Here is a 26,137-nt window from a genome sequence, read left to right as displayed (position 1 = left end):
CCTGCGGGAACCAACCCACAACATTTTGTGCTTCGCGAAGTACTGTAATCAGCGCTCCGGGAGTTTCACGATGGCGCTCGATAACACAATCAACCTCTTTCCACATTTCTTGAGAAATTTCTTCACTGCAGCAGCTCATTGTTCCTCCTTACAGACTGAACGTCAGTCTGTAACACTGCGTGTATGCCGCTTCTCTATTTCCTACCAATCTAATTCAATACTATCAGTAGGACAAAAGGCCGTTAACTCACATACATTCAAGTTAACGGCCTTCTAAAACTATCGTTACAATCGATACCTCTAATCTATACTATCGACAAAGGGACTTATGAAGACCCAAGGTGACGCCATGCAGACGCGACAGTACTTTTCATGAGCATTGCGATTGTCATAGGACCTACGCCCCCGGGAACTGGAGTAATTTTACCGGCAATTTCTTTTGCTTTGGCAAATTCAACATCGCCGCTTAACAGCGCTTTGCCGGATGGTGCAGTACCAATGCGGTTAACACCAACGTCGATTACAGTAGAGCCCGGTTTAATCCATTCTGGTTTCACGAGATTCGGAACACCTGCAGCAACGATAAGAATGTCAGCACGTTTGCAATGCTCTTCTAAATCTTTTGTACGAGTATGAACCATGGTCACTGTACTGTTGGCACCCACGCCTTTTTGTCCCATCATAATGGAAATAGGCTTACCCACAATATTAGAGCGACCAACCACAACAACTTCCGCACCGCTTGTTTCCGTACCGGAACGCACGATCATTTCCTGAATACCCGCAGGGGTACACGGAAGGAAGCCGTCTCTGCCACCAAGAACCATACGGCCGAGGTTTACAGGGTGGAATCCGTCAACATCTTTATCTGGATTGATAGCAGTGATGACTTTTTCTTCATCAATATGCTTTGGAAGCGGCAACTGAACTAAGATGCCGTGAATAGAAGAGTCGTTGTTGTACTTATCGATAAGCGAAAGTAGCTCATCTTCAGTAATATCTTCAGGCTGGTTATCCTGAATTTCGTGAAAACCAAGGCTGAGTGCGGTTTTCACTTTAAGGGTCACATAGCTTATAGAAGCCGGATTTTCCCCGACAAGAATTGTCACAAGACCGGGTACGGTATCGTATTTTTCTTTAATAGCCGCTACTTCTCCGCGCAGTTCTTCAAGAATTGCTGCGCGCATCTCGGTTCCACTGATAATTTCAGCACTCATCGTCTGCTCCTTTTGGCAATGCGCATATAAGCGAGCTCCGTTAAAAACGGAGCTCGACAAAACAGCGCACGCGCGCTTTTTCTTGCTAGAATAACCCTTTTACCTGTCCGGTATCAGGATCAACATCAATTCTTCTAAATGATGGGTTAGAACCTGTGCCCGGCATGAGTGAAATAGCACCTGCTACCGGAACAAAGAATCCTGCGCCACCGAAGATAAGAACATCGCGAATGGTGAGACGCCAACCAGTTGGAACACCTTTTTTTGCTGGAGAATCGGAAAGTGACAAGTGAGTTTTTACCATACACATACCAAGCTCACTTGACTTTGGATCGGCTTCAATAGCCTTCAGCTTCCGAAGTGCTTCAACAGAATAATCAACACCATCTGCTCCGTATACTTCAGTAGCTACCCGCTCAATACGTTCGCGTGCAGGCATATCCCAAGTATACAATGGTGTAAACTCTGTATCATCTTCACAGGCTGCAATTACTGCGTCTGCAAGTTCAAGAGCACCGTCACCGCCGTGTTCCCAATGACGGGAAAGTGCTACACGGGCACCGGCTGCTTCACAAAGTTCACGTACTTTTGCAATTTCTGCATCAGTATCGGTAACAAATGCGTTGATACAAACAACAGGAGAAACGCCAGATTTTTTAACGATGTTAATGTGGTGCAGAAGGTTTGCACAACCTAATTCTACCCATTCAACGTTCTCGCCGTCGTATTCTGCGGGAAGCGGTTTGCCTGGAAGAGGCACCGGAGCACCACCGTGGCACTTAAGTGCACGGATAGTAGCAACAACAACTGCTGCATCAGGCTTAAGGCCTGAGTAGTGGCATTTCAAGTTCCAGAATTTTTCGTAGCCGATATCCGCGCCAAAGCCGGATTCTGTTACGTGGTATTCAGAAAGTTTAAGACCAACCTGATCTGCGATAATGGAGGACTGACCGATTGCAATGTTTGCAAACGGACCAGCGTGTACGATAACAGGCTGTCCTTCCAGAGTCTGGATAAGGTTAGGGTTAACGGCTTCTACAATCCATGCGGTCATAGCGCCGTCAACTTCGAAATCTTTAGTAGTAAGAGGCTTACCTTTCTTATCGTATGCAACGATAATTTTAGCCATGCGTTCGCGAAGGTCTTTAAGGTCTTTAGCTACTGCTAAAATTGCCATTACTTCGGAAGAAACAGCAATATCAAATTTAGAACGCATCATGTAGCCGTCACGCTCGCCATTTACGCCATCAATACCAATAATAATATTACGTAATGACTGACAGCAGAAGTCGATAACCCAGCCCATTTCAACACGACTAGGATCAACATCAAGACGCTTCATGCCAGAGAGTTTTTCCAGCTTCTCATCATCATAGTTACGCTCATGCTGCATACGTGAAGTAACAGCGACCATCGCAAGGTTATGAGCGTTCATGATAGAGTTAATATCGCCGGTAAAACCTAAGGAGAAAGGAGTAAGTGGAATGCACTGAGAGCGCCCGCCACCGGCTGCGCCGCCTTTAACACCCATGGTAGGGCCGCCGGAAGGCTGACGAATAGCAGCAGAAGATTTTTTACCACGCTTGCCAAGTCCCTGTACAAGACCGATAGTCGTTGTGGACTTGCCCTCACCAAGCGGAGTGGGAGTGATAGCGGTTACGTTAATATACTTACCGTTAGGTTTGTTCTCGAGACGTTTAAGTACTGCACGGTAATCAATCTTACCCATGTAGTGTCCGTACGGAAGAAGTTCCTTTTCAGAAAGTCCCATCTCGTCTGCAATCGCATAGATGGTCTTCATCCGTTTCTCAGCATCCTGAGCAACTTCCCAGTCAGCGTGATTCTTTGGATCCAAGGTCTTATGTTCTGTTTCCACAGCGGCCATCTCTTCACCCTCCCTTATAAGGTAAACGAACAGGTATTGCTCTACACAAGAATTTTCACCACATTTATGCGTCTCAACATGAGGATCCGAATCAAGCGCCCATTTCATAATCAAAGAAAAAAGCATTCTGTGTGAGCATTATAGTACATCAAGCCAATCATACAGACTAACACAATCCTAGTTTTGCAGCGTTGGATTAGTCCGCCGTACGAAACGTTATGCAGCTCGATGCGAGGAGAAAGAAAAGTGGCCTTCCCAGTTTGGCTACCTATCTTAGATAAAAGTCTATTTTGCTAAACTTTCATCATTCTGTTCATCCCGCAAACTTTGTGCATATAGCTAAGTAGTTCAATGAGCCATACACATACTTTTGCATTTACGTCAATATGCGTAGAATTTTTTGCAGAAAACTAAAAAATTGAGCGCTAAAATGACGCAAGCCTGCAAAAAGAATTTTTCAGATTGCTTTTTTTATTTTCTTCAACCGCATATTCTCTTACGTTGCGAGGCTTTCTCCGGTATAGAATGCATGTTACTTTATTCACATAAAACACACCTACTTACTGTTTATGCACACAAACTTTTTTGAAAAATTACCACGACTTCCTATCGATTCAAGCCTGTCTGAAATCGTGTCGACTCTTACAAAATCCCCGAATGCCGTGCTTCACGCGCCTCCCGGGGCAGGTAAAACCACACGAGTTCCACTCGCATTACTAAAAAATATTCATCTGACAGAAAAAAAGATTATTATGCTCGAACCAAGACGTTTAGCGGCTCGCACCGCTGCTGCGCGCCTTGCCAGCACCCTTGGTGAGCAAGTAGGCAAAACCATTGGATATCGTGTAAAAAACGATACCAAAATATCTTCTGAGACTAAAATTGAAGTCGTTACGGAAGGAGTTCTGACGCGGATCATCCAGAATGATCCTGAACTTTCCGCATATTCGAGCATCATTTTTGATGAATTCCACGAAAGAAGCCTTCATGCAGATTTAGGCTTGGCACTGGCAATTGAAATTCAGGAAGCTCTGCGCGATGACCTGCGGATTCTTGTCATGTCCGCAACGCTCGACACACAAGAAATTTCCACACTGCTCAACAACTGTCCCGTTATCAGCAGTGAAGGAAGAAGCTATCCTGTTACCATCAAACATGTGCCCATGCCACAAGCTCTTGCCACGCGTGTTGGTCAAAACATCCCCGCTCTACTCAACCACGTGGTCAAAACCATCCAGTACTCCATGACAAACGACGAAGGTAGCATTCTCGTTTTCCTACCCGGTGCCGGAGAAATAACCCGTGTTGCAGACATGCTCAAATCCACGTCACCGCAAAATGTGGACATCGCACCGCTGTACGGGAATCTACCACAGAAACAGCAAGACGCAGCCATTCTTCCAGCAAAAACAGGACGCAGAAAAATAGTTCTCGCTACTTCCATTGCAGAAACCTCCCTCACCATTGAGGGAATCCGCGTCGTTATCGACAGCGGTTTATCGCGTTCCTCACGTTTTTCACCTGCAACCGGAATGAACAGACTCATCACAGAACCTGTTTCCATTGCGGCTGCAACCCAACGAACCGGACGTGCCGGTCGCTTAGAAAGTGGTGTATGTTATCGCTTGTGGTCAGAAGTTCAGGAGAATTCATTCCGTGCATTCGCATCACCAGAAATCAAAGAAACAGACTTGGCACCGCTTGCCCTTGAACTAGCCCAATGGGGTGCCTACGGTGAAAATGGTGTCCACGCTCTCGCATGGTTGGATACTCCACCAGCAAGCAGCTACAGCCAAGCACTCACGCTCCTACAGCAGCTTGGAGCACTCAACACAGATTTTTCCATTACAGATCATGGCAAAACTATCGCAGCACTGCCGCTGCATCCACGGCTTGCACATATGATCGTCACAGCTAAAAACAACGGCTACGGTTACACCGCCTGCACCCTTGCCGCTATTCTCTCTGAAAGAGCACAAGGCTCAGACTTGCGACATCTCGTAGAACAGGCCGCATCCAGCCCTGCGATCGAAAAAACGTCCAAGCATCTTTGCAAACTCTTGAAGATTCCCGCAACAGAAAGGATCGACTCAGACGTAACCGGAGCCTGCCTTGCTCTTGCCTATCCAGATCGCATAGGCAAACTGCACGCTGGCAGCCGTACTGAATACAAACTTACAAACGGACGAAAAGCGCAACTGTCAGAAGACAGCCCTCTCGCCGCCACACCATTCATAGTTGTTGCTGAATTAAATGATGCACATGCTACCAGCCGCATATGGCGCTGTGCCCCCATAGATATTATTGAGATAGAAACACTCTTCCAAAAGCAAATCCGCACACAACATCTCGTAGCGTGGGTCAATAAAACCGCCTCAGTCGCGACCTTGCAAACAGAACAACTTGGCGAACTCATTCTTGCACAACAACCATCTTCAACGACGTCACAAGAGCAAATCCTTACTGCAATGCTTGAAGGCGTTAGAAGCCTTGGCTTGTCCTCATTGCCATGGACTACAGATGCCCTGCGTCTGCGCGAACGTCTTACATTTATGCATACACACCCTCAGTTGCGCAATTCCGCAACAAATCCATATGAATGGCCAGACGTGTCAGAAAAGTCGCTTCTCAGCACCCTCGAAACATGGCTTTCACCATACCTTACAGGAATGCGCAAAGCATCAGATCTACGTAAGCTAGATCTTGAAACTATTTTGCTTGCATCATTAGAATGGGCACAACAGGTCGCACTGCAAAAACTGGCTCCTACCCATTTCACCGTTCCGTCTGGTTCAACCATTCGAATAGACTACAGTGAACCAACTGCACCTACCCTACCTGTAAAACTTCAAGAAATGTTTGGGGCACCGCAAACGCCAACCATAGCAGGTGGACAACTACCATTAACTATACACCTGTTATCTCCTGCCGGAAGACCGCTGCAAGTTACGCGCGACCTCATATCCTTTTGGGGAAACGGATATACCTCAGTCCGGTCGGAAATGCGCGGGAGATACCCAAAGCATCCATGGCCTGAACATCCACTCACCGCAGAACCGACACGCAAAACAAACAGAGCGTTAAAGAAAAAATAAGAGTTCAGTTCTTTGTTTTTTTTGAAATTTTTGATTTTTTTTTGCCTCCGGCGGGCAGGGAGATGATCCCCCTGCACCCCCATGATTCGAGGTCGTATTATTCATAGTCCCAATTGCGGCTTAATCTCCACGCAGACAAGAGAGAGAATTTTCATCTTGGAAATTACAACTTCAACTTAGCAAAAACGATCAAGAAAAAGATTCAGAGTTCAGGCAAGATACATTTCATGGAGACACTGACATGAATGCACACGATCGCATCCGCTGCGCCCTACATTATATAGAGCAGCATTTAGACGAACCAGTATCCCTAGCTATGCTGGCAGAAAAAAGCATGTATGCACCGCATCACTTCCATCATGTATTCAGAGGCCTCGTGGGAGAAGGAGTTGCGGAGTATCAGCGTCGATTGAAAATGCAACGCGCAGCGAATGCGCTACTCTACAGCAACAGGCAGATCATCGATATCGCTCTACAGGCTGAATACGGTTCGCAGGAAGCATTCACTCGTGCATTCAAACGTTGGTGTGGCTACACTCCCAAATATTATAGGAAGTGTTCGCCGGAACATGAATTTATATCAGGAGAAACCCTCATGACAACCAAACATAGCCTGTTGAAAGAACACGATTTAACAGTAGATGTACGCAACATACCGACAATACATGTTGCATGTTTGAGGTATGTCGGAGACTACCAAGGCTGTGGAGAAGTACACGAAGAATTGTGTACTTGGGCTGGAAAGCAAGGTTTGTTTGAAAATCCGCCAGAATTTTTAGGACTCTGCCATGACGACCCTAAAACGACACCAGCGGAAAAATGCCGCTACGATGCATGCATGGTCATACCGGAATCTTTTACGGTGGCAAAAGGTGCAGACAAAAAAGAAATTGCAGGTGGCCGCTACGCCACAGTTACTCATAAAGGCTCTTATGAAACGCTCTACATTACCTATGCTGCGTTACTAGGTGAATGGCTACCTCAATCAGGAGAAGAACTGCAGGAAGCCCCATCAATTCAGGTCTACCTTAATGACATCGAAAAAACACCAGTTGATGAGTTACTGACAGAAATTCGTATTGCACTACAGTAATCATTCTAACAAACTCTATACTAAACAAGCAATTGCTTATTATTTTATTCACTACTACTGCTGTTTAAAAATAAGAAACAACACCTTTATTACAAAAGTCCCTGTTTTGAATATTTTTTAGCTTATTTATCATACACAACAGCATAGTATTTTCTCAAAATATCCCAAACGCAAAAGAGCGTCCTGTAGTAAACAGGACGCTCTTAAGTTATATGGGGTGCATATAAAGTGTAGGGAAGAATTATACGCTGAAGCACCAATAGGCGTAATGATATGCCTCAGCAGCTAAATCCAACTTATTATTTCTACAATTGCAGAAACTTTAATAACTTTGTAAACATCGATTTTCACTATGTCAATAGAGAATATGATTATGAAACAACAAAAAAAATCCATACTGAACAAGTATGTTGCACAAGTACATATCACGTTAGATAGCTATCTGAGTAAATCATAGTCTTTTAAGCATACATCAGAAATGGTATACATTGTAAAACTATCTTTAGAGTATGCATAATAGCCCTCTTATGAAAGCATTAATACTTTTTTTTACTTTAAAGCCCACAATACAAACATATTATAACAAACAATATATACTTTTTACGTATAATGTTTACTTTGTGCACACAACTTAATTGTACCTATCTGTAGGCTCTATCTTTCAATCTCTCTGCATGAAAACTTGTAGATTCATATAACTATCATTTTATTAATTACGATATCCCACAGCATGGATACATTTTAAAACACACTGATGTTGTACAAAGAACACAATGTACCAGCAGTTTCTTGCCAGCATGTGTCTATCGGCGTACAGTTATTAACATTATGAATCGTGAAAAATTACTTATGGATATGTTTACAGCTATCCGAAACGAACTTGGGAACAGTAACTGGTGGCCTGCTGACAGCACGTTTGAAGTGATGGTTGGTGCGGTCCTTACACAGAATACAAACTGGAAGAATGTCGAAAAAGCTATCCAGACCCTGAAGCAACAGAACCTACTCACACCACAGTCCATGCTTGACTTAACACAAGATGAACTGGCAGCACTTATACGCCCAGCCGGTTACTACAACCTAAAAGCAAAACGGCTACAAAATTTGCTCCGCTGGTTTAAGGACATTGCAAACTTTGAATTCTCGGCAGTTGATCATTTATCAATTGATGAATTACGTTCAGAGTTGCTAGCGGTTAACGGCATAGGACAAGAAACAGCAGACTCTATTTTGCTCTATGCATTTGGTCGCCCGTCTTTTGTTGTTGATGCCTACACAAGGCGTATTTTCAATCGCCACAGCTTAATTGAAGAGGACATTTACTACGATGACCTCCGTGATTTTTTCATGGATGTGTTGCCACATGATGTTGCCCTCTTTAACGAATACCATGCCTTCATAGTTCGTATCGCGAAGGAATGGTGTCTAAAAAAAGAGGCACGATGCGAGACATGCCCCTTGCGTAATTTTTTGGAATAAAGAGCAGCTACCCCTAAAAAGCCCTCCATAGCGTATGACTTTGGGGGATGAACTCTTGCACTTTTGCATTCTGCATCAAAAACAGATACGACATAGCAGATAAAGCAATTCAGCATTATTGCTACGCCCCACACGAACAATTTTCGTATGATTCGTAGCATTCTCTATGTCTGACCGGTGTCACGCGAAAGCCCCTAACATCGATGTAGATCTTGCCAGACTTCGGGCTTAACGTTTGCTTATGCATACCGCTGCATAATTATCTCAGCCAGCCATTCGACGTAAAAAAAGCATCAAAACTGTAATTTGATGCACACGTCACAAGTCTACCATACACAGTGATCTAGAATAACAGACTAAATAACACCATGAAGCGTAATTAGTTGCTATATGGGTAACATACCTTATTGTGCCCTAAGAATATATCCCCTCGTTCAAATTCGAGGACGTCCCTACGGGTAAAGGGCAAAGCCCCTCACCGAAGGCATCAAATGAAAAAGAATTTCCTGTACATACTCCTCATACTCATCATGTTGTCCTTTGTAACAACATGCCCCACTGCTTTTGCTGAAGATGCAGCATCTATCACTAAGAAGTTGAAACAGGAAAAACGGCAGGCTGAGAGTAAAAAGAAAAAACTCACAACGCTGAAACGCAAAGCACAGCGCCTACAGCGCACGCTCACTCAAGAAGAAACAATAGCAGCCAAACTTACCCGCACAATCGGCGCTCGAGAAAAAAAATACCTCGAGCTGACCACAAAGAATAAAACCTTGGTACTTGAATACAACAAGCTGAATACCAAGAATAAATTAGCACAAAAAGAATTGATATCATTGGTTAAAAAGTTATGGCCGTTGTACATTAATAGCCGAGTGCTTACCAGCAACGCAGCAGATAACTGGGACGAGCTGGACAGACGCTATACATGGACCTCGACACTGTACACAAAGGTAGAAAAAAAACAGCGCTCACTCTTGGAGCAAGAAGCCAAGCTAAAGCTACTTGCAACAAAACAGTCTGCACTTTCTGCCAAGGCAAAGCGACAACTTGCAGAAGTTAACAAAAAGAAAGATCAACTTTTGCAACAGAAGCTACGCCACCGTAAACAACTTAAAGAAGTCAGCAAGCAGCGAGCTTCAGCAGAATCGTCACTGCGTAACGTTCTCTCAATTATTGAAACGCTGAACTATAAACTTGAAGAGAAGGGAAAGGCAGGTGCAAACTTCCCTCTTCTCAAAGGTGTTCTGCCCTGGCCTGCCCATGGCGTTATCGCCAAGCGGTTCAAACCTAGGAATAAGCCCCCCGTTCGCGGAATCGGACTTGCTCTACAAAAAGGCAGCAAAATTAAGGCCGTCTCCAGTGGCAAAGTTGTGCACAACGATGTCTTACGAGGATTCGGACGAGTTGTTATTGTAATGCACGGTGAAGAGTATTTTTCACTGTATGCATTTCTCGCCGACAGTATGCTCAAAGTCGGCGATGTCATTAAACAAAAACAGATGATCGGCAATGCAGGCTTCTACCCCGCAGTAGATGGGACAGGAGTGTATTTCGAATTGCGCTTTCATCAAAAAGCAATTAATCCAGAGACGTGGCTCTCAGCACTGGATTAAAAATAAAGATCAACATCTGGAGGATCTTTGATAATGCGCATTACTATGTGGTTAGTCGCCATCATGACTACAGCTTTACTTGCTTTCTCTTCTATTCCCGGCATGGCTACCGATGCACAAAGCAAGTTTGAGTCTCTCAAGCGATTTAGCCAGATTCTGGATCTTGTTGAACGCTATTATGTACAGGACGTTCCAAGAACAGACCTCATTAACGGTGCCATTGACGGCATGCTCCAGTCTCTCGACCCGCACTCCACTTTCATGGATCAGGAAGAATACAAGAGCATGCAGGAATCCACCACCGGTGAATTCTTCGGCATCGGCGTAGAAATCACGCAAGATGAATCAGGTGTACTCCGAGTGGTAACACCTATTGAAGATACTCCTGCTGATAAAGCTGGCTTAGCTGCCGGCGATTTAATTCTTGAAGTAAACGGTAGCCTCACACAGGACTTAGGTCTGCGCGAGTCCGTTTCACGTATCAAAGGCGAAAAAGGCAGCAAAGTTAAGCTGACCATTCTTTCCAAAAAAGCAAAAGCTCCTCGCGAAGTAGAAATCGTTCGTGACTCCATTCCACTCATCAGCGCAAAAGTGCGTGAACTCGATGACGGAATCGTATGGATTCGCCTCAGCCGTTTCTCTGAGAACACAACAGACGAGCTTAAAGAAAAACTTACTGCTTACAAAAAGAAACATAAAATTAAAGGCGTTGTTCTCGATTTACGTAACAACCCCGGCGGCCTGCTCGATCAGTCCATTAAAATTGCAGATATCTTCCTTCAGGGCGGCACTGTAGTTTCCATCAAAGGTAAAGGGAATGAATCCCGTAACTTTGATGCTGCTAAACAGTCTGCGGACATCACAGCTCCTATGGTTGTGCTTATTAACGCAGGCTCTGCTTCTGCTTCTGAAATTGTTGCCGGCGCACTGCGCGACCATAACCGCGCACTGATTATTGGTGAACCAAGCTTTGGTAAAGGTTCTGTACAGAACATTATCCCGCTGAACGATGGTAGTGCTATCAAGCTTACCATTGCCCGTTACTATACCCCGAACGGCACCTCTATTCAGGCTAAAGGCATTGAGCCAGACCTTCTGGTTCCATTTGAAATCCCGGCAAAAGAAGAAAAAGATCCTATTAAGTTCCTTAATGCTCCACGCGAAAAAGATCTTAACGGTCATCTTGAAAAAGTTGGCAAAGGCAAAAAGAAATCTGCCTTCAAACGAGATAAAGCTGTGCAGGAACGCCTTGATAAAGACAACCAGCTCAGACTCGCTATGGATCTTGTTGAAACGCTCCCGCGTATCAAAAGCTTACACTAATATACCTACATTCCTAAGGGGAGAGCACAAACCGTGCTCTCCCCTTTTTTTGTATCTTTTAAATCGATCGACTCTGATGTATGAGTTTTGGGTATTTGAATTTTCCTTTAGGGAGCTTAGATGTCTGACTCGCGACAGAACCAGCCGCCGCGCTGGCCTTACTATGCACTTGCGGTTATTTGCTGTATTACCTTGGTCGCTCTTTTTTGCGTACTCACCAGTGCTCCTGATAAAAAGAACATTGAACCTATGGCAGAAATGCGCGCTCCGGTGAGCGCAGCATCCTTGCCGTATGAAGAAAGACTTGATGCCCCGATGGAAGAAGGCGTTAAGCGTATTGACTATGCCATCTTACGTGCATTGCAGGACGCAAAGGTTTCTACCTCCGACATTGAGCTTATAGCTATCGAACAGCAGCGGTTCGGCGATGAGACATTTCACTTCCAACAGTTACGCATTAACTCAAAGTATAATGCTGACGAACTCGTTACGCCGATTGCAACGGCGCTGGTTCAATGGTCAGACAAGGCAAATCTGACCAAACTCTCCGGCACCATGTACCGCGTAACCTTTAACGATGTGGAAACACATCTGCTTAAGTTTAACCAAACCGATGGCACAGTGGATCCCAATAAGATCCCTGCAACATTGGATATTGGCGGCCATCTAACTATTGTGATAGATGACCTTGGTGAAAGCATTTCGGCAGCACATTCGCTTGCAAGCTTAGACTATCCTGTAACCTTCGCCATATGGCCTCGTTCGTCGTATGCAAAAGAGATTGCAGATGTAGCTAGTGCTTTCTCCCGCGAAATCATCATTCATCAGCCAATGGAGCCGATGTCTGCTGATGCTAAGCCGGGACCTGGCGCCGTGTACGTTGATATGACATCTGAAGACATTCGAGCTACTCTCCGTGCTAATTTCAAACTTATTCCCGGGGCTGTTGGGCTAAACAACCACATGGGATCTAAGTTCACACAGAACCGTGAAGCAGTACGAGAGGTTGCACTGGAAGCAAAGGAAAGTGGGTTCTTTGTTCTGGACAGTATGACTCATGCAAAATCAGTGTTTTTCAATGAGGCGAAAAGGCAAGGGCTAATTGCCTTCAGGAGAAATGTTTTCATCGATAATGTGAAGGAAGTTCAGAGCACTTTACACCAGCTGAAAAAAGCTGAACGCATTGCATTGGCTAAAGGTACCGCCATTGCAATCGGGCACCCGTATCCCACCACCTTGTTAGCGCTGCAAGAGTGGGAAAAACAGCGCAACGGAAGGGTTGCGGTTGTCAAGTTGTCGGAGCTTCTGGACTTCTAGCGGGCTTGATACAACGGAAGTCGGATACCACATACATAAATCTCGACAGTTGTATCCTTCAATTACCTTTCTATTTGGAGGATCATTGGCAATGATTCAGAGAACTTTTTCTATCATCAAACCAGATGCAACTGGACGCAACCTCGAAGGCAAAATCCTTGCGCACATCCAAGGTGCAGGCCTTAATGTGGTTGCTATGAAAAAAATTCGCATGACAAAAGAACAGGCGGAAGGGTTCTATAACGTTCATAAGGAACGTCCTTTCTTCCAAAGCCTTATTGAATTCATGACATCAGGTCCTGTTGTCTGCTCTATTCTTGAAGGCGAAAACGCAATTGAAACCTATCGTGCAATTATGGGTGCTACCAACCCTGCAGATGCTGCAGAGGGTACCATCCGTAAAGAGTTTGCAGAAAACATTGAAGCCAACTCAGTTCATGGCTCCGATGCTCCTGAAACAGCTCTGTACGAGATTAATTACTTCTTTAATAATCTGGAGATCACTGGTTAACATGAATACGTTCGGCTGTATCGGTTGCGGTAATATGGGTTCCGCTATTTTAGGCGGTCTTGAGTCCCAAAAGAACATTTCCCTTATTGGATATGATCCAAGTGGTAATGTTCCGTGCACAGCATGCGACTCTAATATCGAACTTGCCCAGCAGGCTGATTTTATATTGCTTGCGGTTAAGCCCGACTATGTCGAAACAGTGCTCGAAGATATCCAGCCTGCACTCACTAAGGACAAGGTCATCATTTCTATTGCAGCAGGTGTTTCCATGGAAACGCTTATTAAACACAGCGGCGGAAACTGCCCTGTAATTCGCTGCATGCCGAATACGCCAGCAATGGTAGGCGAAGGCATCTTTGCTTTCTGCTTTGAAGACCCGTCCCTTACAGAGGTGCAACAGACAGCCATTCAGACCATGTTCAAACAGCTCGGTCAGGTTATGGTCTTGCCTGAATCTAAATTCAATGCATTCACTGCTATTGCCGGTTGTGGTCCTGCTTACGTGCTCTACTTTATTGAAGCCGTAACAGAAGCTGCCGTCAGCGTTGGTTTCCATAGAAACGATGCTACCGAAATGGCGATCAATCTCTTCAAAGGCACTACAAAGCTTGCGGACGAGTCTGATCACCACTTATCTGTACTTCGCGAAATGGTCTGCTCACCTGCTGGTGTTACCATTGCCGCTGTGAACCATATGGACCGAACTGCCATCCGCGGAAATATTATCGATTCTATTTTCAAAGCCCAAGATCGTGGCGTTGAAATGAGTAAGTAATTCGCTGCAAAAGTAAAAGGCGCACCATAATGGTGCGCCTTTTTTTTATGCTAAAAATCAGTCCACAAATTAATATGCTGCCCGCCAAGTATTCTGTAACTATTGCTTTTTAAGTTTTTTCTAGCATTCCGTAATATGTAGATTTTTACACAAGACTATTTCGCAACAAAAAACCCCCGTATCATAAAATGATACGGGGGATATATCTCATTAAGTCTAGGACACCTAGTCAAACGACGCTCTACTCACATAATGCATCAAGAGGTCGTCCCCTCCACAGTGGGAAGGGGTAAGCCATCCAATCAAGAGGTCTAACCTCCTGAGTCAAAGGGCACTTCGCCGGTATCTTACTAAAAGAATCTAAGAGGCTTTGGTTCCTGCTGGAACTTCACCGGAAGCGGTAAGCATTTCCATACCGTCAGCAGTTTTGAGCGCAAGCATCATGCCGTGAGACTCAAGACCGCGAATCTTACGAGGCTTCAGGTTTGCCACAACGACAACCTGACGGCCAAGAAGATCTTCTGCTGTGAAGTGTTCTTTCAGTCCTGCAAGAATCTGACGCGGCTTTTCTTCGCCGAGATCAACTTCGCAACGGAACAAACGATCCGCTTTAGGGTGATCTTCTACAACAAGAACCTTGCCGATACGTAAGTCAACTTTAGCGAAGTCATCAAACTCGATAGGAGCTGCAACTTCCTGCACGGATGTTTCTTCAGCTTTTTCTGCCTGCTTTGCAGCCTTAGCAGCTTCTTCAATTTCTTTACGAAGCTTGTCGACATCAACACGCGGGAACAAGTTGGAACCCGGAGCGATTTCGATGCCTACAGGCAGTGTGCCCCATGAGTCTACTTCGGCTGGCAGATTTGCAGTCAGCGGGTCAAATTCAAGACCAAGCTGCGCAACAAGTTTTTCAGCAGATTCAGGCATTACAGGCCACAGATGTACAGCAACTTTACGCATGCATTCAAGCATGGTGTACATTACGGTACCAAGACGAGCTGTGTCGCCTTCTTTTGCAAGAGTCCAAGGCTGGCTGGAATCTACGTACTTGTTCAACGCACGAACGAGTTCCCAAAGGGATTCAATACCGTAGGAAAAACGTACGTTATCAAACAACTGCTGAAAGTTTTTGCAGGAATTAGAAGCTAAATCACGTAATTCCATATCAGCTTCTGTGTACTCAGCAGGCTGTGGAACAACACCACCGAAGTACTTTTTAACCATGGAAAGTACGCGGCTGAAGAGGTTACCAAGGTCGTTGGCAAGCTCTGCATTGTGGCGCAGTGCAAGAGATTCTTCGGAGAAGCTTGCATCGTTACCAAAGTGCATGTCACGCAGCAGGAAAAAGCGGAAAGTATCGTTACCGTACTTTTTAGCCATATCAAGCGGAGCAACAACGTTACCGATAGATTTTGACATCTTGGTATCGTTCACAAGCCAGTAGCCATGAACGTTAAGGTTGTTGTACGGCTCAAAACCAGCTGCTTTCAGCATGGTCGGCCAGAAAATTGCGTGTGGTTTAAGAATATCTTTAGCAACAATGTGCTGCACGCTAGGCCAGAACTTTTTGAAGTTCTCTCCGTCAGGGTAATCGAGAGCAGAAACGTAGTTAAGCAGTGCATCGAACCATACGTAGGTAACAAAGTTGTTATCAAACGGAAGTTCTACGCCCCACTCAAGACGGGATTTAGGACGGGAGATACACAAGTCTTCCAGTTCACCACTATCAAGCAAAGAAAGTACTTCTTTACGGTAGCGTTCTGGACGAATGAAATCAGGGTTATCCTGAATGTGCTTCTTCAGCCATTCCTGATATTTTGACATTTTAAAGAAGTAGTTCTTCTCTGCAATGTATTCAGGCTTAGTCTGATGCTGTGGGCACAGACCGTCTTCTAATTCTTTTTCTGTGTAGAAACGCTCACAGCCGTAACAGTAATGTCCGCCATATTCACCAAAGTAGATGTCGCCGGTATCGTATACTTTCTGTAATACGTCCTGCACTACTTTTTTATGGGCAGCATCTGTTGTGCGAACAAAATGATCGTTGCAAATACCAAGCTCAGGCCAGAGATCTTTAAAGAGCTGGCTGATCTGATCAACGTATTCCTGCGGAGAACATTCGTTCTTTTCAGCAGCTTGAACAATCTTGTCGCCGTGCTCATCTGTGCCGGTAAGAAAGAAGGTTTCTTTACCCATCATCTGCTGGAAACGTTTCATTGTATCAGCAATGATTGTAGTATAGGCGTGTCCAAGATGCGGCTTAGCATTCACATAGTAAATTGGAGTCGTGATAAAAAAGCGTTCCAAGAGAATCTCCCGACGGCTTCGCCCGCTGGTAGCGGACGCTGGATTCTTTATTTTATTTTCTGGCTGCATACACAGCTGCATACAGCAAACACTCATTCTATAATTTTCGTTGAGAAAGACCTCATTACGGTAAAGCAATGAAGTCTTTTTTCAACGATATATTCTATCTTTAATCGCAACGATTATTCGTCGGACTTAGGCTTGCGTTTACGTTTACGTTTACCGCGGCTAGTGCGTTTCATAGGATCAGCACTCTTTACGCCCGGCTTGCGGACGAGCTGCTCGCGCAGGGTATCCACGTCAACGCCTTCAGCTTCTGCACGCTCTTCAAGTTCTTTTTCAACTTCTACGCGGCGTGCTTCTTCTTCCTCTGCTTCTATTGCTTCCTGCTCTTCGCGGGCAGCATCTTCAGCAGCTTTTTTAGCAGCAGCACGGGCAGCATCTTGCAATGCCTGATCCGGACGTGTTGCTTTCATTTCTGCCCACTCTTCAAGGGTTACTTCCATTTCTTCATTAAACTCAGAGAGCAATGAAACGCTGTTGCGGAACATGTTCGCACGCAGCACTTTAACGGAACCATCCTCAGTAAAGTACTTTTTACCAAGTTTAGGACATGCGCGGTGAAACTCTTCGTAGTTCTGCTGTTCATAAGAAAGGCAGCAAAGCAGTCTTCCGCAAATGCCGGAAATTTTGGCAGGGTTAAGAAACAAATTCTGCTCTTTTGCCATCTTAATGGTTACTGGAGCAAATTTACGTAAAAATCTGCGGCAGCAACAAACCATGCCGCAGTTACCAACCGCACCGACCATCTGTGTCTCATGGCGTACACCAATCTGACGCAGTTCAATGCGAGTGCGATAATTTTTGACGAGATCTTTTACAAGTTCTCTAAAATCTATACGGTTAGGTGCAGTGAAGTAGAAAATGATTTTGCTACGGTCGAAAAATACTTCAACATCAACGAGCTTCATATCAAGCTTACGTTCACGCACACAATCTAAGCAGTACTGAAATGCTTCTCGAGAAAGCCCTTCATTTTCCTGATGACGTGCCAGATCGTCGTTTTCCGCAAGTCTGTTTACTTGTTTAAGCTCATCACTTTCTGCATCTGCCGGTACATCGTCTCGTAGAACAACGACTTCACCAAGTCCCTGTCCCTGATCAACAACGACCCAGTCCCCCATAGAGACTTCAAGATCTTTTATTTCAAAATAGTATATGTTCCCATATTCTCGGAACTTAACACCAGCTATTGATGACATGGCGATCCACTCTTCGCACTGCTGCCACAGCAGCACGTATATGTTGTATGCTGAGCCATAAAGGTCATCAGCATTTATTTATTGAAAGAACATTTTCTTTTCGGCTTTATTGACGCTCGTGTCAACAAATCGAATATATGGTTGTGTTCTAGCGCATTCATGTTTATGAAAAATACGTTCGCATGATTTTGTAAATGTATTTCAGGAGAAGAAAAATGATTGATCGTGAAAGGGCTTTTCAACTACTGGACTCACAAAAACCTGAGCCACATTTGATTCACCATGCCATGCAAACTGAGGCAGTTATGACTGGACTGGCAAGGCATTTTGGTGAAGACGAAGACCTCTGGTCGTTGACCGGTTTACTACACGATCTTGATTTTCCGAGCACAAAGGACACACCTGAAGAACATGGTAAGCAATCTGTAGAACTACTCGAAGGAAAGCTTCCAGAAATAGCACTGAATGCTATTCTCGCCCATAATTCGGAACACACGAACCACGAACCCACTACAAAACTTGATCTGGCACTTCGCTGTGCTGAAACTGTTACCGGCCTTATTGCCACGAATGCGCTTGTTCGACCTAACGGCATGGAAGGCATGACACCTAAAAGCTTAAAAAAGAAAATGAAAGACAAGGCATTTGCTGCGTCTGTCAGTCGTGACCGAATTAAAGAGTGCGAGAAACTGGACTTGGATTTAGGCCAGTTTTTCCAACTGGCAGTTGAATCCATAACTCCCATAGCTGACTCCGTAGGATTAGCTAAACGTGCATAGCATAAGGATTCATAATCATGAAACTTTCTTTTGTTATTGTAACAAATAACACCAGTAAATTTATCGGGCGCTGTCTCGATTCAATTAAGCAAACTATTGAAAACCAAACCGCATCTAAATTTGAAGCAGAGATTATCGTTGTAGATAACGCATCTGCTGATGACTGCGGCACTATAGCAAAAACAGCTCTCCCAGAGATTGAGCTTATCCAAAACTCTGACGATAAGGGCTATGCAGCAGCAGCCAACCAGGCTGTAGCACGCGCAACTGGCGACCTTATTGTTTTCATCGATCCTAAGGTTGAAGTACTTGCAGGCTCCGTCCGCCGCCTTATGGATCAATTTGCTACTAACGCTTCCTGCGCTATCGCTGGAGGTAAAGTAGTTGGTGCAGACAACCTCGGCCTGAAAACCGTTGATCGTCTTCCGGGTATTGTTGCTAACTTTAAGCGCATGTTCGGTTGCACCTGTTCTAAAACTCGCGATGCCGACCAGCCAATGACTGTGAACTTTGTTCCTTTCACTTTTGCTGCTGTCCGTCGTGACATTATTACAAAACTCGGACAGCTTGATGAGCGTTTTTACGCCGGTCTTGCTGATGCAGATTTCTGCCGCCGTATTGTAAAATCACTTAACCCATCCTATGCAATCTACTACGTGCCGCAGGCTACTGCGCGCGTTCTCGATAAATTCTCCTTACAGTGTGAATGCGCTGATTACGCCCTTAACGGTTCAGCAGCGATCAAAGCGCGTACACGCAGCGAGCAGATGTACTTCTGGAAGCACTACTGTCCTTTTACCGCACTCTTTTTTGGCGGCATGGATATGCTCGTGTTCTCCGTTCGGTACGTTGCGTACCTCATTCCAGGAGTGGGAACCAAAGACAAACGTGGCTACGCTTGCACTGTTGTCTGTGAATCTGCAAAAGCGATTCTCTCCACCCAGCTCGGAAGCCAATTCCCTACAGAGTAATTCTGTAAGGCTATCAGCTCACCTAAAAAGGGATGCACTTATTGTGCATCCCTTTTTTTGATCATCACACTATCTTAATTCTACAGACTTCTTCTACGCATCAAGCCAACTTTGTCCGTCAGGCTTACTTTGCTCATCAAGATTACTCTACTCATCAGGCGAACTCTGCCCTTCAGACCCATCTTGCTCTTCAGACCCATTTTGTTCATCAGGCTCATTTTGTTCTTCAGGCGTACTTTGCTCACTAAGCTTTTTGTGCTCAAAATGATCAGCCTGCATAATTTTACGATTCAGCGATCTGCATAAACACATTATCGAGCCTTTTACGCACTTCGCACGCCCAATCGCCCTCTAAATAATCTGAGCATGACTAGACTCTGTATTCTTTCAAGATTGCACTGGAATCCTCTAAGAATTTACTGCTAGAATACCAACAGAGCTATCAGAAATTTTGTTACAGGCGGTATATTATGCTTCAGATATTAGCGCGCGGCGGCGGTGATGCCGTTAGGGACGATACATTCTCAGAAAGACTGGGAACTATCCCACACCCAAAAGGGCAAGAAATTCTTGTAAAAGTTTTAGCAACTTCCATTAACCCAGTTGACACAAAAGTCCGGATGCGTACTCCAAGTTCAACACACGTTGTTCTAGGACACGACACGAATGGAATGATTGTTGATACAGGGGAAGAAGTTACCCGATTTAAAAAAGGCGACCATGTCTACTTCATGGGTCAGGGCAAATATCCCGGTTCCTTTGCCCAGTACCAACTGGCAGACGCGCGCACTGCCGCCCTTACACCAAGAATTTCCTCATACGCTGAAGCCGCCGTACTCCCTGTAGTAACATTTACAGCGTACGACGCCCTCTTCACTCGCCTTGGCTATATTTCCGCAGGTTACGCCAACACAGGAAAGACCATCCTCATCATCGGAGGTGCCGGTGGTGTAGGATCAATGGCGATCCAACTTGCAAAATGGGTGGGGCTTACTGTCATAGCAACAGCATCTCGTGAAGAAACTGTGGACTGGTGCAAAGACATGGGTGCAGATTTCGTCATCACACATCATGGAGATCTTGTTGATCAGGTTCGCGCTCTCGGCATACAGTGGGTAGATTCTATATTCTGCACAACACACCTCAGTGCACATTGGGGAGCAATGGCAGAGTTAATCGAACCACAGGGAGCAATTGCACTTATTGATGACCCTGATGGCCCATTGGATATTCGTTTATTCAAAACAAAATCTGCACGAATATGCTGGGAGTTTGCACTGGTTCGCACCATGTACGAAACATCAGACATGCAAATGCAAGGCTTCACACTCACCAAAATTGCACAACTTATCGACTCCGGAAAAATCAGATCACCGCTGACTGAAACGCTCTACGGTTTGACCGTCAGAAACGTTCAAAAAGCGCACATACGCCAAGAGTCGAACACTATGGTTGGCAAACAGGCAATCATCATTTCACCATAGTTATGGTTTTGAAAGACGCTCTTGTAGTCCCATAAAGAGATGCCACAAAACAGGAACAATGAAGAGTGTAAGCAAGGTGGCAGTGCATAGCCCCGTAACAAAGGTAGACGCCATTGGCCCCCAGTTAAGTGAGTAATACGGGATACCGATAGCCATCGGCAGCAACCCCAAGGTTGTCGTAAGAGTGGTCAGCAAAATAGGACGCAGGCGCATTCGAACACCCTCATACACAGCCTCATCCCTGTGCATTCCGTCCCGGCTCAAATTATTGAGGAAGGCAATAAGCACAAGTGAGTCGTTAACTACAACCCCCGTTACCCCGATGGTCGCAATAAAACTGTTAATGGTGAATAACGTTCGGGTAAAAAAAACGCCATAAACAACACCAATAAAAGCAAAAACCACGGCAGAGAGAATGATAAGCGGCTGCACATATGAATTAAACTGTGTTGCCAAGATCATGTAGATAACAAGTAATGCAATTAAAAATGCGAACATGAGAGATGAGTATGACTTCTGCGTAGATTCATATTCACCCGCGAAGTTAAGCGTCGCTCCGGTATATTTTGTACGAATCGTCGAGTAATATTCCACCACATTATTCACGATATACGGAGGTGAGTACGGAGAACCCGGTTTCAAATTAGCAGAAAGAGTAATAGCCCTTTCTCCCTGAAATCTATTGAACTGTCCCGGCTCTGTGTATGTTTCTATTTTTACAAGATCACCAAGACGAATAGACCCCATATCTTCTTCAATAACAGGAATGCTCAAAGCATCTTCCGGTGCGCGTAAGAAGCGTTGATCCACCCGCATTCGTAAATCAATATCTTCATCATCCGCCCTGAATTCGCCCACAAGGGAACCATCCAAAATCGAGCCTGCCATTCTGGCAACAAGCCTTGGCGTTAGCTCGTACTGCGAAACTCGCATTTCATCCGGTACAAAACGCACAATTCTATTCGGATATCCCGTGTCGGGTCGTAAATCCACCAAGTACTCAGAATATTCTTCATTCGTTTTCATGTAATTCATAATATCACGGGTCAGCATATCAACCTTACCGGTATCAACACCCATAACGCGAATGGTCAAATCTTTCCCCGTCGGTGGCCCGTCAGATTCAGCGCGAACCCGTACCACCCACTGCTTACCCCAATTTTTATGAGCATATTCTGTCAGTTCCTTTCGCATTGTATCCAAATGCGCAATGGGGTCATTCTTTGGATAATCTGCAAATATACGGGTATTAACTTCAGGCAGTTCAACGTTAACCGTGCCATAATTTGATCCGTAAACCTGTTCATAATCTTCATTCACATAGAAACCGGCAAAAGCGGTGGCAGCACGAACAACATTTTTCCCTTTGGAATCAATATTGACCGTCATCTCTTTCAACCTGCGAGAAACCTCCTGAAGAGATGTGCCTGCTGGAGCCTCCACATTCACGTAGAAGATATTGTAGTTATCCGGAAAAAACTTAATACGAAGAAGCGGAAGTGTGCCGGAAACAGAAACACCGAAAATAAAAAAGTGCGCCTATGAATGCCACAAAAACCGCACAAATGCTCTTTGCACGATGTTTCATGAATATGCGCAATATCGCGACAGCAACATCTTTAAATTTGATTAAAAACGGTTGATCTACAGGAGGGGTATAGCCGTGAGCAAACTTCTCCCCCCCCGGCCAATCATAAAAATGTAAGGGAAGAATCAGCAGGCATTCAATAAGAGATGCTGCAATGGCAAAGCTGACAGCGATCGGAATCTGCGCAAAGAATTCACCTGTAGACCCAGACATAATGAGCATAGGTAAAAATGCCGCAACCGTCGTCGATGTAGCAGAAATAACAGGTACGGCCACTTCCGCCGCACCATCGATAACAGCAGTCTTTAATGGCTCTCCCAGCTGAATATGCCTGTAGATATTTTCGATCACTACAATAGCGTCATCAACAATAATACCGGCGACGAGCACAAATGCGAACAATGTAATTTCGTTAAGCGAGTTGCCGGACACCTTCATAAAGATCATCGTTACAAGAAAAGAAAACGGTATGCCCACAGTCGTAATGACGGCATTTCGCAATCCCATTACTATCCAGATAATTACCATTACGAGCGTAATACCAACGAGCAAGTTGGAACCCATAATGTTCATAGATTCATCAATGAATACACGCTGGTCCTGCGTAATAACAGGCTGTACTTTGCTCGCTGCAAGCCGCTCTGTATGTTTCTCTACTATCTCCTCAACAGCGTTACAAATATCGATGGCATTGCCCGTGCTCTGCTTCATAACCGCTATCGTAATACAATCTTTCCCGTTAACAGAAGTGATGACATGAGGGTCGCGATAACTGTACTCCGCCTTCGTCATCACATCGCCTACACGGACAAACGAACCTTCATTGTCTTTCCGCAGAATTACTTTCTCGATATCTTCCTGAGTCTTGAATCGTTCATCCACGACAACTATGTATTCTGTTTTTCCTGTATCAAAATCACCTGCCGGAATAGAAACGTTGGCATCCAATAATGCTTTACGAACCTCTTCCAGCGTAATCATGTATCGATTCATTTTGGCTGGAGACAAGTCGATATGAAATTCACGAGAATATTCACCGTTCAATCGAACGTCTTTTACACCCGGGATACGAGCAAATTCATTTTTAAGTTCTTCAGCAATAAGACTCAGAGCTCTGTTTGACCTCTCCCCAACAAGAATGACGTTCAGCGCTGGCAACCATTCATCAATAGCAATCTCTGTAAATTTAGGCGGGTCCATATCTATGGGTAAATCATTCTGAATAGACAAAACCTTGAAACGTAGTTCGTCATACAGTTTCTGATAGTCTGAATCATCAACAAATTTTACAAGAATGGAGCTGCGTTCACGGTATGAACGGGAGCGGATATATTCAACTTGTTCCAGACTATCGAGCGCATCCTCAATTTCTTTTGTCACAAGAGATTCAACATCAGACGGCGATGCCCCGGGAAGGAAAGTGCTAATATGCACCTTGCCCATTCTTACGTACGGCATCCTGTCCACTGGAATGGTAAGAATACTTATGACACCAAGAATCATAAGTACTAAAAAGGCCAGATTAACCAGCACCTTCTGATTAAGAGTAAATGCAATTACAGCGCGCATAGCATCTCCCTAAAAACCAGTTTGTGTAGGTTCAGTTATAAAGCGTTCTCCTGCAGAAATGTCTTTGGAGCGAACACGTTTTGTCTTCGGCTCATCACCTTTTCCCATTATGATAACCGGAACCTCTTCGCCATTTTCACGAACAAGAAATGCTTCTTCATATCCTTGAACCAGTGCACTGTCCGGAACAATAACGGCACCCTCTGCTTCATCCATCGGAATATAAAGCTCTGCTCGTACCCCGCCACGTTTTTCAATAGGAAACTCGTCTATCGCTAAATCAACCTGAATTTTACGCATGTCAGGATCAAAGTCCGGAGAAATATTTTCAATTCGTGCTGGAACTTTCCCATTCAATTCGGGCAGATCAATCGTAATGTCATCCATTTTTTTCAACGTGATCAATTCGGAAGGAGTAAGGGCAAGGGGGACAATAAGTACATTAAAATTGCCTACTTTTGCTAACACGTCCCCTTTTCGAGCCAACTCACCCGGTTCGAGATAGCGTTCAATCACCCGCCACCCTGCCGGAGCAAGTATGAAGTGACGTTTTTTATGCTCACGCAGAATTAATTCTTCAATTTTCAATGCTTCTGAATCTTCGCGTGCAAAGTCGAGATCACGCTCCAAGGCATCATACGTTGTCTGTGCTGCATATTCTTTTTCAATAAGCGTTTGATATCTATCAGCTTCTTTCGAATAAAAATTGACCGTACTATTGTTTGCCTGCTGCTTATCAAGATTACGACGGATATCAAGTTCGATAAAGGTAGGATCAAGACGTGCGAATAAACCGTCGCGCTTAATGGCATCTCCGATATCAGCATACACAGCAAGGCATCGTGCATTTTCTTCACTGGATATAGTCATCACGGTACGCGGACGAGTGAATCCCGTCATATGGACATGCCGCTTGGCAGCTTTTGCAACAAAAAATTTTTCGCTATGTGCTACTTCAACACCGACAAGAATTATAATCAGGATGAGAAAGAAAACTTTACGCCACATATGCGCTCCTTCAACTCTGACAAATGGTACAAGATGAATACTCATTTGTTATCTAAAAAAGAGCTCTAATAATAGCATTAACTCACTCATTTACTGTTATTTTTTATTCCGCCCCCGCCAGATGCGGAGTATATTCAATTCACTTTTTTTCAAAGAACACAAAAAAAGGCAGCCTTCATATGAAGGCTGCCTTGTACTTTTTATTTTTCAAATCAATGACTATCGAGAAGCCATGGCCTTGCGCAATGCAATTACGGTCGCAGTAATATCTTCTGCACCCACAATCTCGGAAACAATCGCGCAACAACGAGCACCATGCTGGGCTACGTCCTGAATGTTATGCAGTTTGATCCCACCAATAGCTACATGCGGGATATTGTGCTGCTGGGAAACGTACTCAAGGTACTCATACCCAACAGGCGCACAGACATCTTTTTTAGTCTGGGTCGCAAATATCGGCCCAACACCTACATAATCTGCACCAAGCTCAATTGCATGCTTACATTCTTCTGGAGAATGCGTGGATAGGCCGATAATTTTATCTGCCCCGATAAGCTGACGAACCTGCGGAACAGGGATATCTTCCTGTCCAACGTGCACACCATCTGCATCACAAAGCATAGCAATATCCACGTAGTCATTAACAATAAATTTGCAGCCTGCCTGTTTAGTCATGGCACGAATCTGCAAACATTCTTCCAACATTGCACCGGATTTTTTATCTTTTTCTCTGTACTGAAGTACTTTGATGCCTGCTTTAAGCATAGCATCTACAACTTCAACATTAGAACGACCTTTGGACAAGCCTTCGTCGGTCAAAGCGTAAATATCGGTATCTAAAATTTCTTGAAAATTCAT

The 26,137-nt window shown here is 44.7% G+C and carries 20 protein-coding genes; 11 read left to right on the top strand and 9 right to left on the bottom strand.

The genetic code is table 11. From position 1 onward, the window contains the following. Positions 1 to 326 precede the first annotated feature (326 nt). Together folD and MKHDV_RS11105 are read right to left on the bottom strand one after the other, a co-directional pair. Positions 327 to 1,217, bottom strand: a complete 891-nt coding sequence (gene folD, locus MKHDV_RS11110; RefSeq protein WP_160715275.1) for a bifunctional methylenetetrahydrofolate dehydrogenase/methenyltetrahydrofolate cyclohydrolase FolD — start codon at positions 1,215 to 1,217, stop codon at positions 327 to 329. An 85-nt stretch (positions 1,218 to 1,302) separates the two neighbouring features. Further along, positions 1,303 to 3,102 (bottom strand): formate--tetrahydrofolate ligase, encoded by a 1,800-nt coding sequence (locus MKHDV_RS11105; RefSeq protein WP_160715274.1) that lies wholly within the window; start codon positions 3,100 to 3,102, stop codon positions 1,303 to 1,305. Between the two features lie 569 nt (positions 3,103 to 3,671). Here MKHDV_RS11105 and hrpB point away from each other — a divergent pair. From hrpB to proC, 8 genes are all read left to right on the top strand, one after another. Continuing rightward, positions 3,672 to 6,197, top strand: coding sequence for an ATP-dependent helicase HrpB (hrpB, locus tag MKHDV_RS11100; RefSeq protein WP_160715273.1), 2,526 nt, complete (start codon positions 3,672 to 3,674; stop codon positions 6,195 to 6,197). A gap of 241 nt (positions 6,198 to 6,438) precedes the next feature. After that, positions 6,439 to 7,290, top strand: a complete 852-nt coding sequence (locus MKHDV_RS11095) for a GyrI-like domain-containing protein (RefSeq protein ID WP_160715272.1) — start codon at positions 6,439 to 6,441, stop codon at positions 7,288 to 7,290. A gap of 828 nt (positions 7,291 to 8,118) precedes the next feature. Continuing rightward, positions 8,119 to 8,769, top strand: a complete 651-nt coding sequence (locus MKHDV_RS11090) for an endonuclease III domain-containing protein (RefSeq protein WP_160715271.1) — start codon at positions 8,119 to 8,121, stop codon at positions 8,767 to 8,769. Positions 8,770 to 9,260: 491 nt separating this feature from the next. Further along, positions 9,261 to 10,385 carry a murein hydrolase activator EnvC gene (locus MKHDV_RS11085; RefSeq protein ID WP_160715270.1) on the top strand — a complete coding sequence of 375 codons (1,125 nt, stop codon included), beginning with the start codon at positions 9,261 to 9,263 and terminating at the stop codon, positions 10,383 to 10,385. Between the two features lie 33 nt (positions 10,386 to 10,418). Further along, positions 10,419 to 11,708, top strand: a complete 1,290-nt coding sequence (locus MKHDV_RS11080) for a S41 family peptidase (protein WP_160715269.1) — start codon at positions 10,419 to 10,421, stop codon at positions 11,706 to 11,708. Between the two features lie 120 nt (positions 11,709 to 11,828). After that, positions 11,829 to 13,025, top strand: a complete 1,197-nt coding sequence (locus MKHDV_RS11075; protein ID WP_160715268.1) for a divergent polysaccharide deacetylase family protein — start codon at positions 11,829 to 11,831, stop codon at positions 13,023 to 13,025. A 91-nt stretch (positions 13,026 to 13,116) separates the two neighbouring features. Continuing rightward, complete coding sequence (ndk, locus tag MKHDV_RS11070) at positions 13,117 to 13,536, top strand: nucleoside-diphosphate kinase (protein WP_160715267.1); 420 nt, start codon at positions 13,117 to 13,119, stop codon at positions 13,534 to 13,536. 1 nt (position 13,537) lies between these two features. Then, positions 13,538 to 14,311, top strand: a complete 774-nt coding sequence (gene proC / locus MKHDV_RS11065; RefSeq protein ID WP_160715266.1) for a pyrroline-5-carboxylate reductase — start codon at positions 13,538 to 13,540, stop codon at positions 14,309 to 14,311. 360 nt (positions 14,312 to 14,671) lie between these two features. Here the strand turns inward: proC and metG are convergent, their stop codons facing one another. Both metG and MKHDV_RS11055 read right to left on the bottom strand, forming a co-directional pair. Continuing rightward, positions 14,672 to 16,618, bottom strand: coding sequence for a methionine--tRNA ligase (gene metG / locus MKHDV_RS11060; protein ID WP_160715265.1), 1,947 nt, complete (start codon positions 16,616 to 16,618; stop codon positions 14,672 to 14,674). 182 nt (positions 16,619 to 16,800) lie between these two features. Then, complete coding sequence (locus tag MKHDV_RS11055) at positions 16,801 to 17,880, bottom strand: regulatory iron-sulfur-containing complex subunit RicT (RefSeq protein WP_160715285.1); 1,080 nt, start codon at positions 17,878 to 17,880, stop codon at positions 16,801 to 16,803. Between the two features lie 215 nt (positions 17,881 to 18,095). Here MKHDV_RS11055 and MKHDV_RS11050 point away from each other — a divergent pair, with 215 nt between their 5' ends. Beyond that, the gene (locus MKHDV_RS11050; RefSeq protein WP_160715264.1) at positions 18,096 to 18,659 is read left to right on the top strand and encodes an HD domain-containing protein; all 564 of its coding nucleotides are present in this window, start codon (positions 18,096 to 18,098) and stop codon (positions 18,657 to 18,659) included. A gap of 17 nt (positions 18,660 to 18,676) precedes the next feature. After that, a complete protein-coding gene (locus MKHDV_RS11045) occupies positions 18,677 to 19,630 on the top strand; it encodes a glycosyltransferase (protein ID WP_160715262.1) in 954 nt (317 codons plus the stop codon). Between the two features lie 147 nt (positions 19,631 to 19,777). Here MKHDV_RS11045 and MKHDV_RS19095 read toward each other — a convergent pair whose 3' ends face one another. Further along, on the bottom strand, positions 19,778 to 19,909 hold the full coding sequence (locus MKHDV_RS19095; RefSeq protein WP_256370009.1) for a hypothetical protein: 132 nt from the start codon (positions 19,907 to 19,909) through the stop codon (positions 19,778 to 19,780). Between the two features lie 191 nt (positions 19,910 to 20,100). On the opposite strand from MKHDV_RS19095, the gene MKHDV_RS11040 reads away from it, so the two are divergent. Further along, positions 20,101 to 21,114, top strand: a complete 1,014-nt coding sequence (locus MKHDV_RS11040; RefSeq protein ID WP_160715260.1) for a zinc-binding alcohol dehydrogenase family protein — start codon at positions 20,101 to 20,103, stop codon at positions 21,112 to 21,114. Here MKHDV_RS11040 and MKHDV_RS18950 read toward each other — a convergent pair whose 3' ends face one another. The 4 genes from MKHDV_RS18950 to thiE all read right to left on the bottom strand — a co-directional run bounded on the left by MKHDV_RS18950 (position 21,115) and on the right by thiE (position 26,137). After that, the gene (locus MKHDV_RS18950; RefSeq protein ID WP_254060463.1) at positions 21,115 to 22,557 is read right to left on the bottom strand and encodes an efflux RND transporter permease subunit; all 1,443 of its coding nucleotides are present in this window, start codon (positions 22,555 to 22,557) and stop codon (positions 21,115 to 21,117) included. A 37-nt stretch (positions 22,558 to 22,594) separates the two neighbouring features. Further along, entirely contained in the window at positions 22,595 to 24,271 is a 1,677-nt protein-coding gene (locus MKHDV_RS18945) for an efflux RND transporter permease subunit (RefSeq protein WP_254060462.1), read from the bottom strand. A gap of 9 nt (positions 24,272 to 24,280) precedes the next feature. Then, on the bottom strand, positions 24,281 to 25,279 hold the full coding sequence (locus MKHDV_RS11030) for an efflux RND transporter periplasmic adaptor subunit (RefSeq protein WP_160715258.1): 999 nt from the start codon (positions 25,277 to 25,279) through the stop codon (positions 24,281 to 24,283). A gap of 219 nt (positions 25,280 to 25,498) precedes the next feature. Further along, positions 25,499 to 26,137, bottom strand: coding sequence for a thiamine phosphate synthase (gene thiE / locus MKHDV_RS11025; RefSeq protein WP_160715256.1), 639 nt, complete (start codon positions 26,135 to 26,137; stop codon positions 25,499 to 25,501).

Origin of the sequence: Halodesulfovibrio sp. MK-HDV, assembly GCF_009914765.1 — a bacterium.
Taxonomy (GTDB): Bacteria; Desulfobacterota; Desulfovibrionia; order Desulfovibrionales; family Desulfovibrionaceae; genus Halodesulfovibrio.
The sequence above is the reverse complement of the archived record's forward strand: the minus strand, read 5'-3'. Positions and strand labels throughout refer to the sequence as shown.

Excerpts from the sequence above, each read along its gene's own strand:
- folD (WP_160715275.1), bottom strand. The coding sequence starts at position 1,217 with ATGAGTGCTGAAATTATCAGTGGAACCGAGATGCGCGCAGCAATTCTT.
- MKHDV_RS11105 (WP_160715274.1), bottom strand. The coding sequence starts at position 3,102 with ATGGCCGCTGTGGAAACAGAACATAAGACCTTGGATCCAAAGAATCAC.
- hrpB (WP_160715273.1), top strand. The coding sequence starts at position 3,672 with ATGCACACAAACTTTTTTGAAAAATTACCACGACTTCCTATCGATTCA.
- MKHDV_RS11095 (WP_160715272.1), top strand. The coding sequence starts at position 6,439 with ATGAATGCACACGATCGCATCCGCTGCGCCCTACATTATATAGAGCAG.
- MKHDV_RS11090 (WP_160715271.1), top strand. The coding sequence starts at position 8,119 with ATGAATCGTGAAAAATTACTTATGGATATGTTTACAGCTATCCGAAAC.
- MKHDV_RS11085 (WP_160715270.1), top strand. The coding sequence starts at position 9,261 with ATGAAAAAGAATTTCCTGTACATACTCCTCATACTCATCATGTTGTCC.
- MKHDV_RS11080 (WP_160715269.1), top strand. The coding sequence starts at position 10,419 with ATGCGCATTACTATGTGGTTAGTCGCCATCATGACTACAGCTTTACTT.
- MKHDV_RS11075 (WP_160715268.1), top strand. The coding sequence starts at position 11,829 with ATGTCTGACTCGCGACAGAACCAGCCGCCGCGCTGGCCTTACTATGCA.
- ndk (WP_160715267.1), top strand. The coding sequence starts at position 13,117 with ATGATTCAGAGAACTTTTTCTATCATCAAACCAGATGCAACTGGACGC.
- proC (WP_160715266.1), top strand. The coding sequence starts at position 13,538 with ATGAATACGTTCGGCTGTATCGGTTGCGGTAATATGGGTTCCGCTATT.
- MKHDV_RS11055 (WP_160715285.1), bottom strand. The coding sequence starts at position 17,880 with ATGTCATCAATAGCTGGTGTTAAGTTCCGAGAATATGGGAACATATAC.
- MKHDV_RS11050 (WP_160715264.1), top strand. The coding sequence starts at position 18,096 with ATGATTGATCGTGAAAGGGCTTTTCAACTACTGGACTCACAAAAACCT.
- MKHDV_RS11045 (WP_160715262.1), top strand. The coding sequence starts at position 18,677 with ATGAAACTTTCTTTTGTTATTGTAACAAATAACACCAGTAAATTTATC.
- MKHDV_RS19095 (WP_256370009.1), bottom strand. The coding sequence starts at position 19,909 with ATGCAGGCTGATCATTTTGAGCACAAAAAGCTTAGTGAGCAAAGTACG.
- MKHDV_RS11040 (WP_160715260.1), top strand. The coding sequence starts at position 20,101 with ATGCTTCAGATATTAGCGCGCGGCGGCGGTGATGCCGTTAGGGACGAT.
- MKHDV_RS18945 (WP_254060462.1), bottom strand. The coding sequence starts at position 24,271 with ATGCGCGCTGTAATTGCATTTACTCTTAATCAGAAGGTGCTGGTTAAT.
- MKHDV_RS11030 (WP_160715258.1), bottom strand. The coding sequence starts at position 25,279 with ATGTGGCGTAAAGTTTTCTTTCTCATCCTGATTATAATTCTTGTCGGT.
- thiE (WP_160715256.1), bottom strand. The coding sequence starts at position 26,137 with ATGAATTTTCAAGAAATTTTAGATACCGATATTTACGCTTTGACCGAC.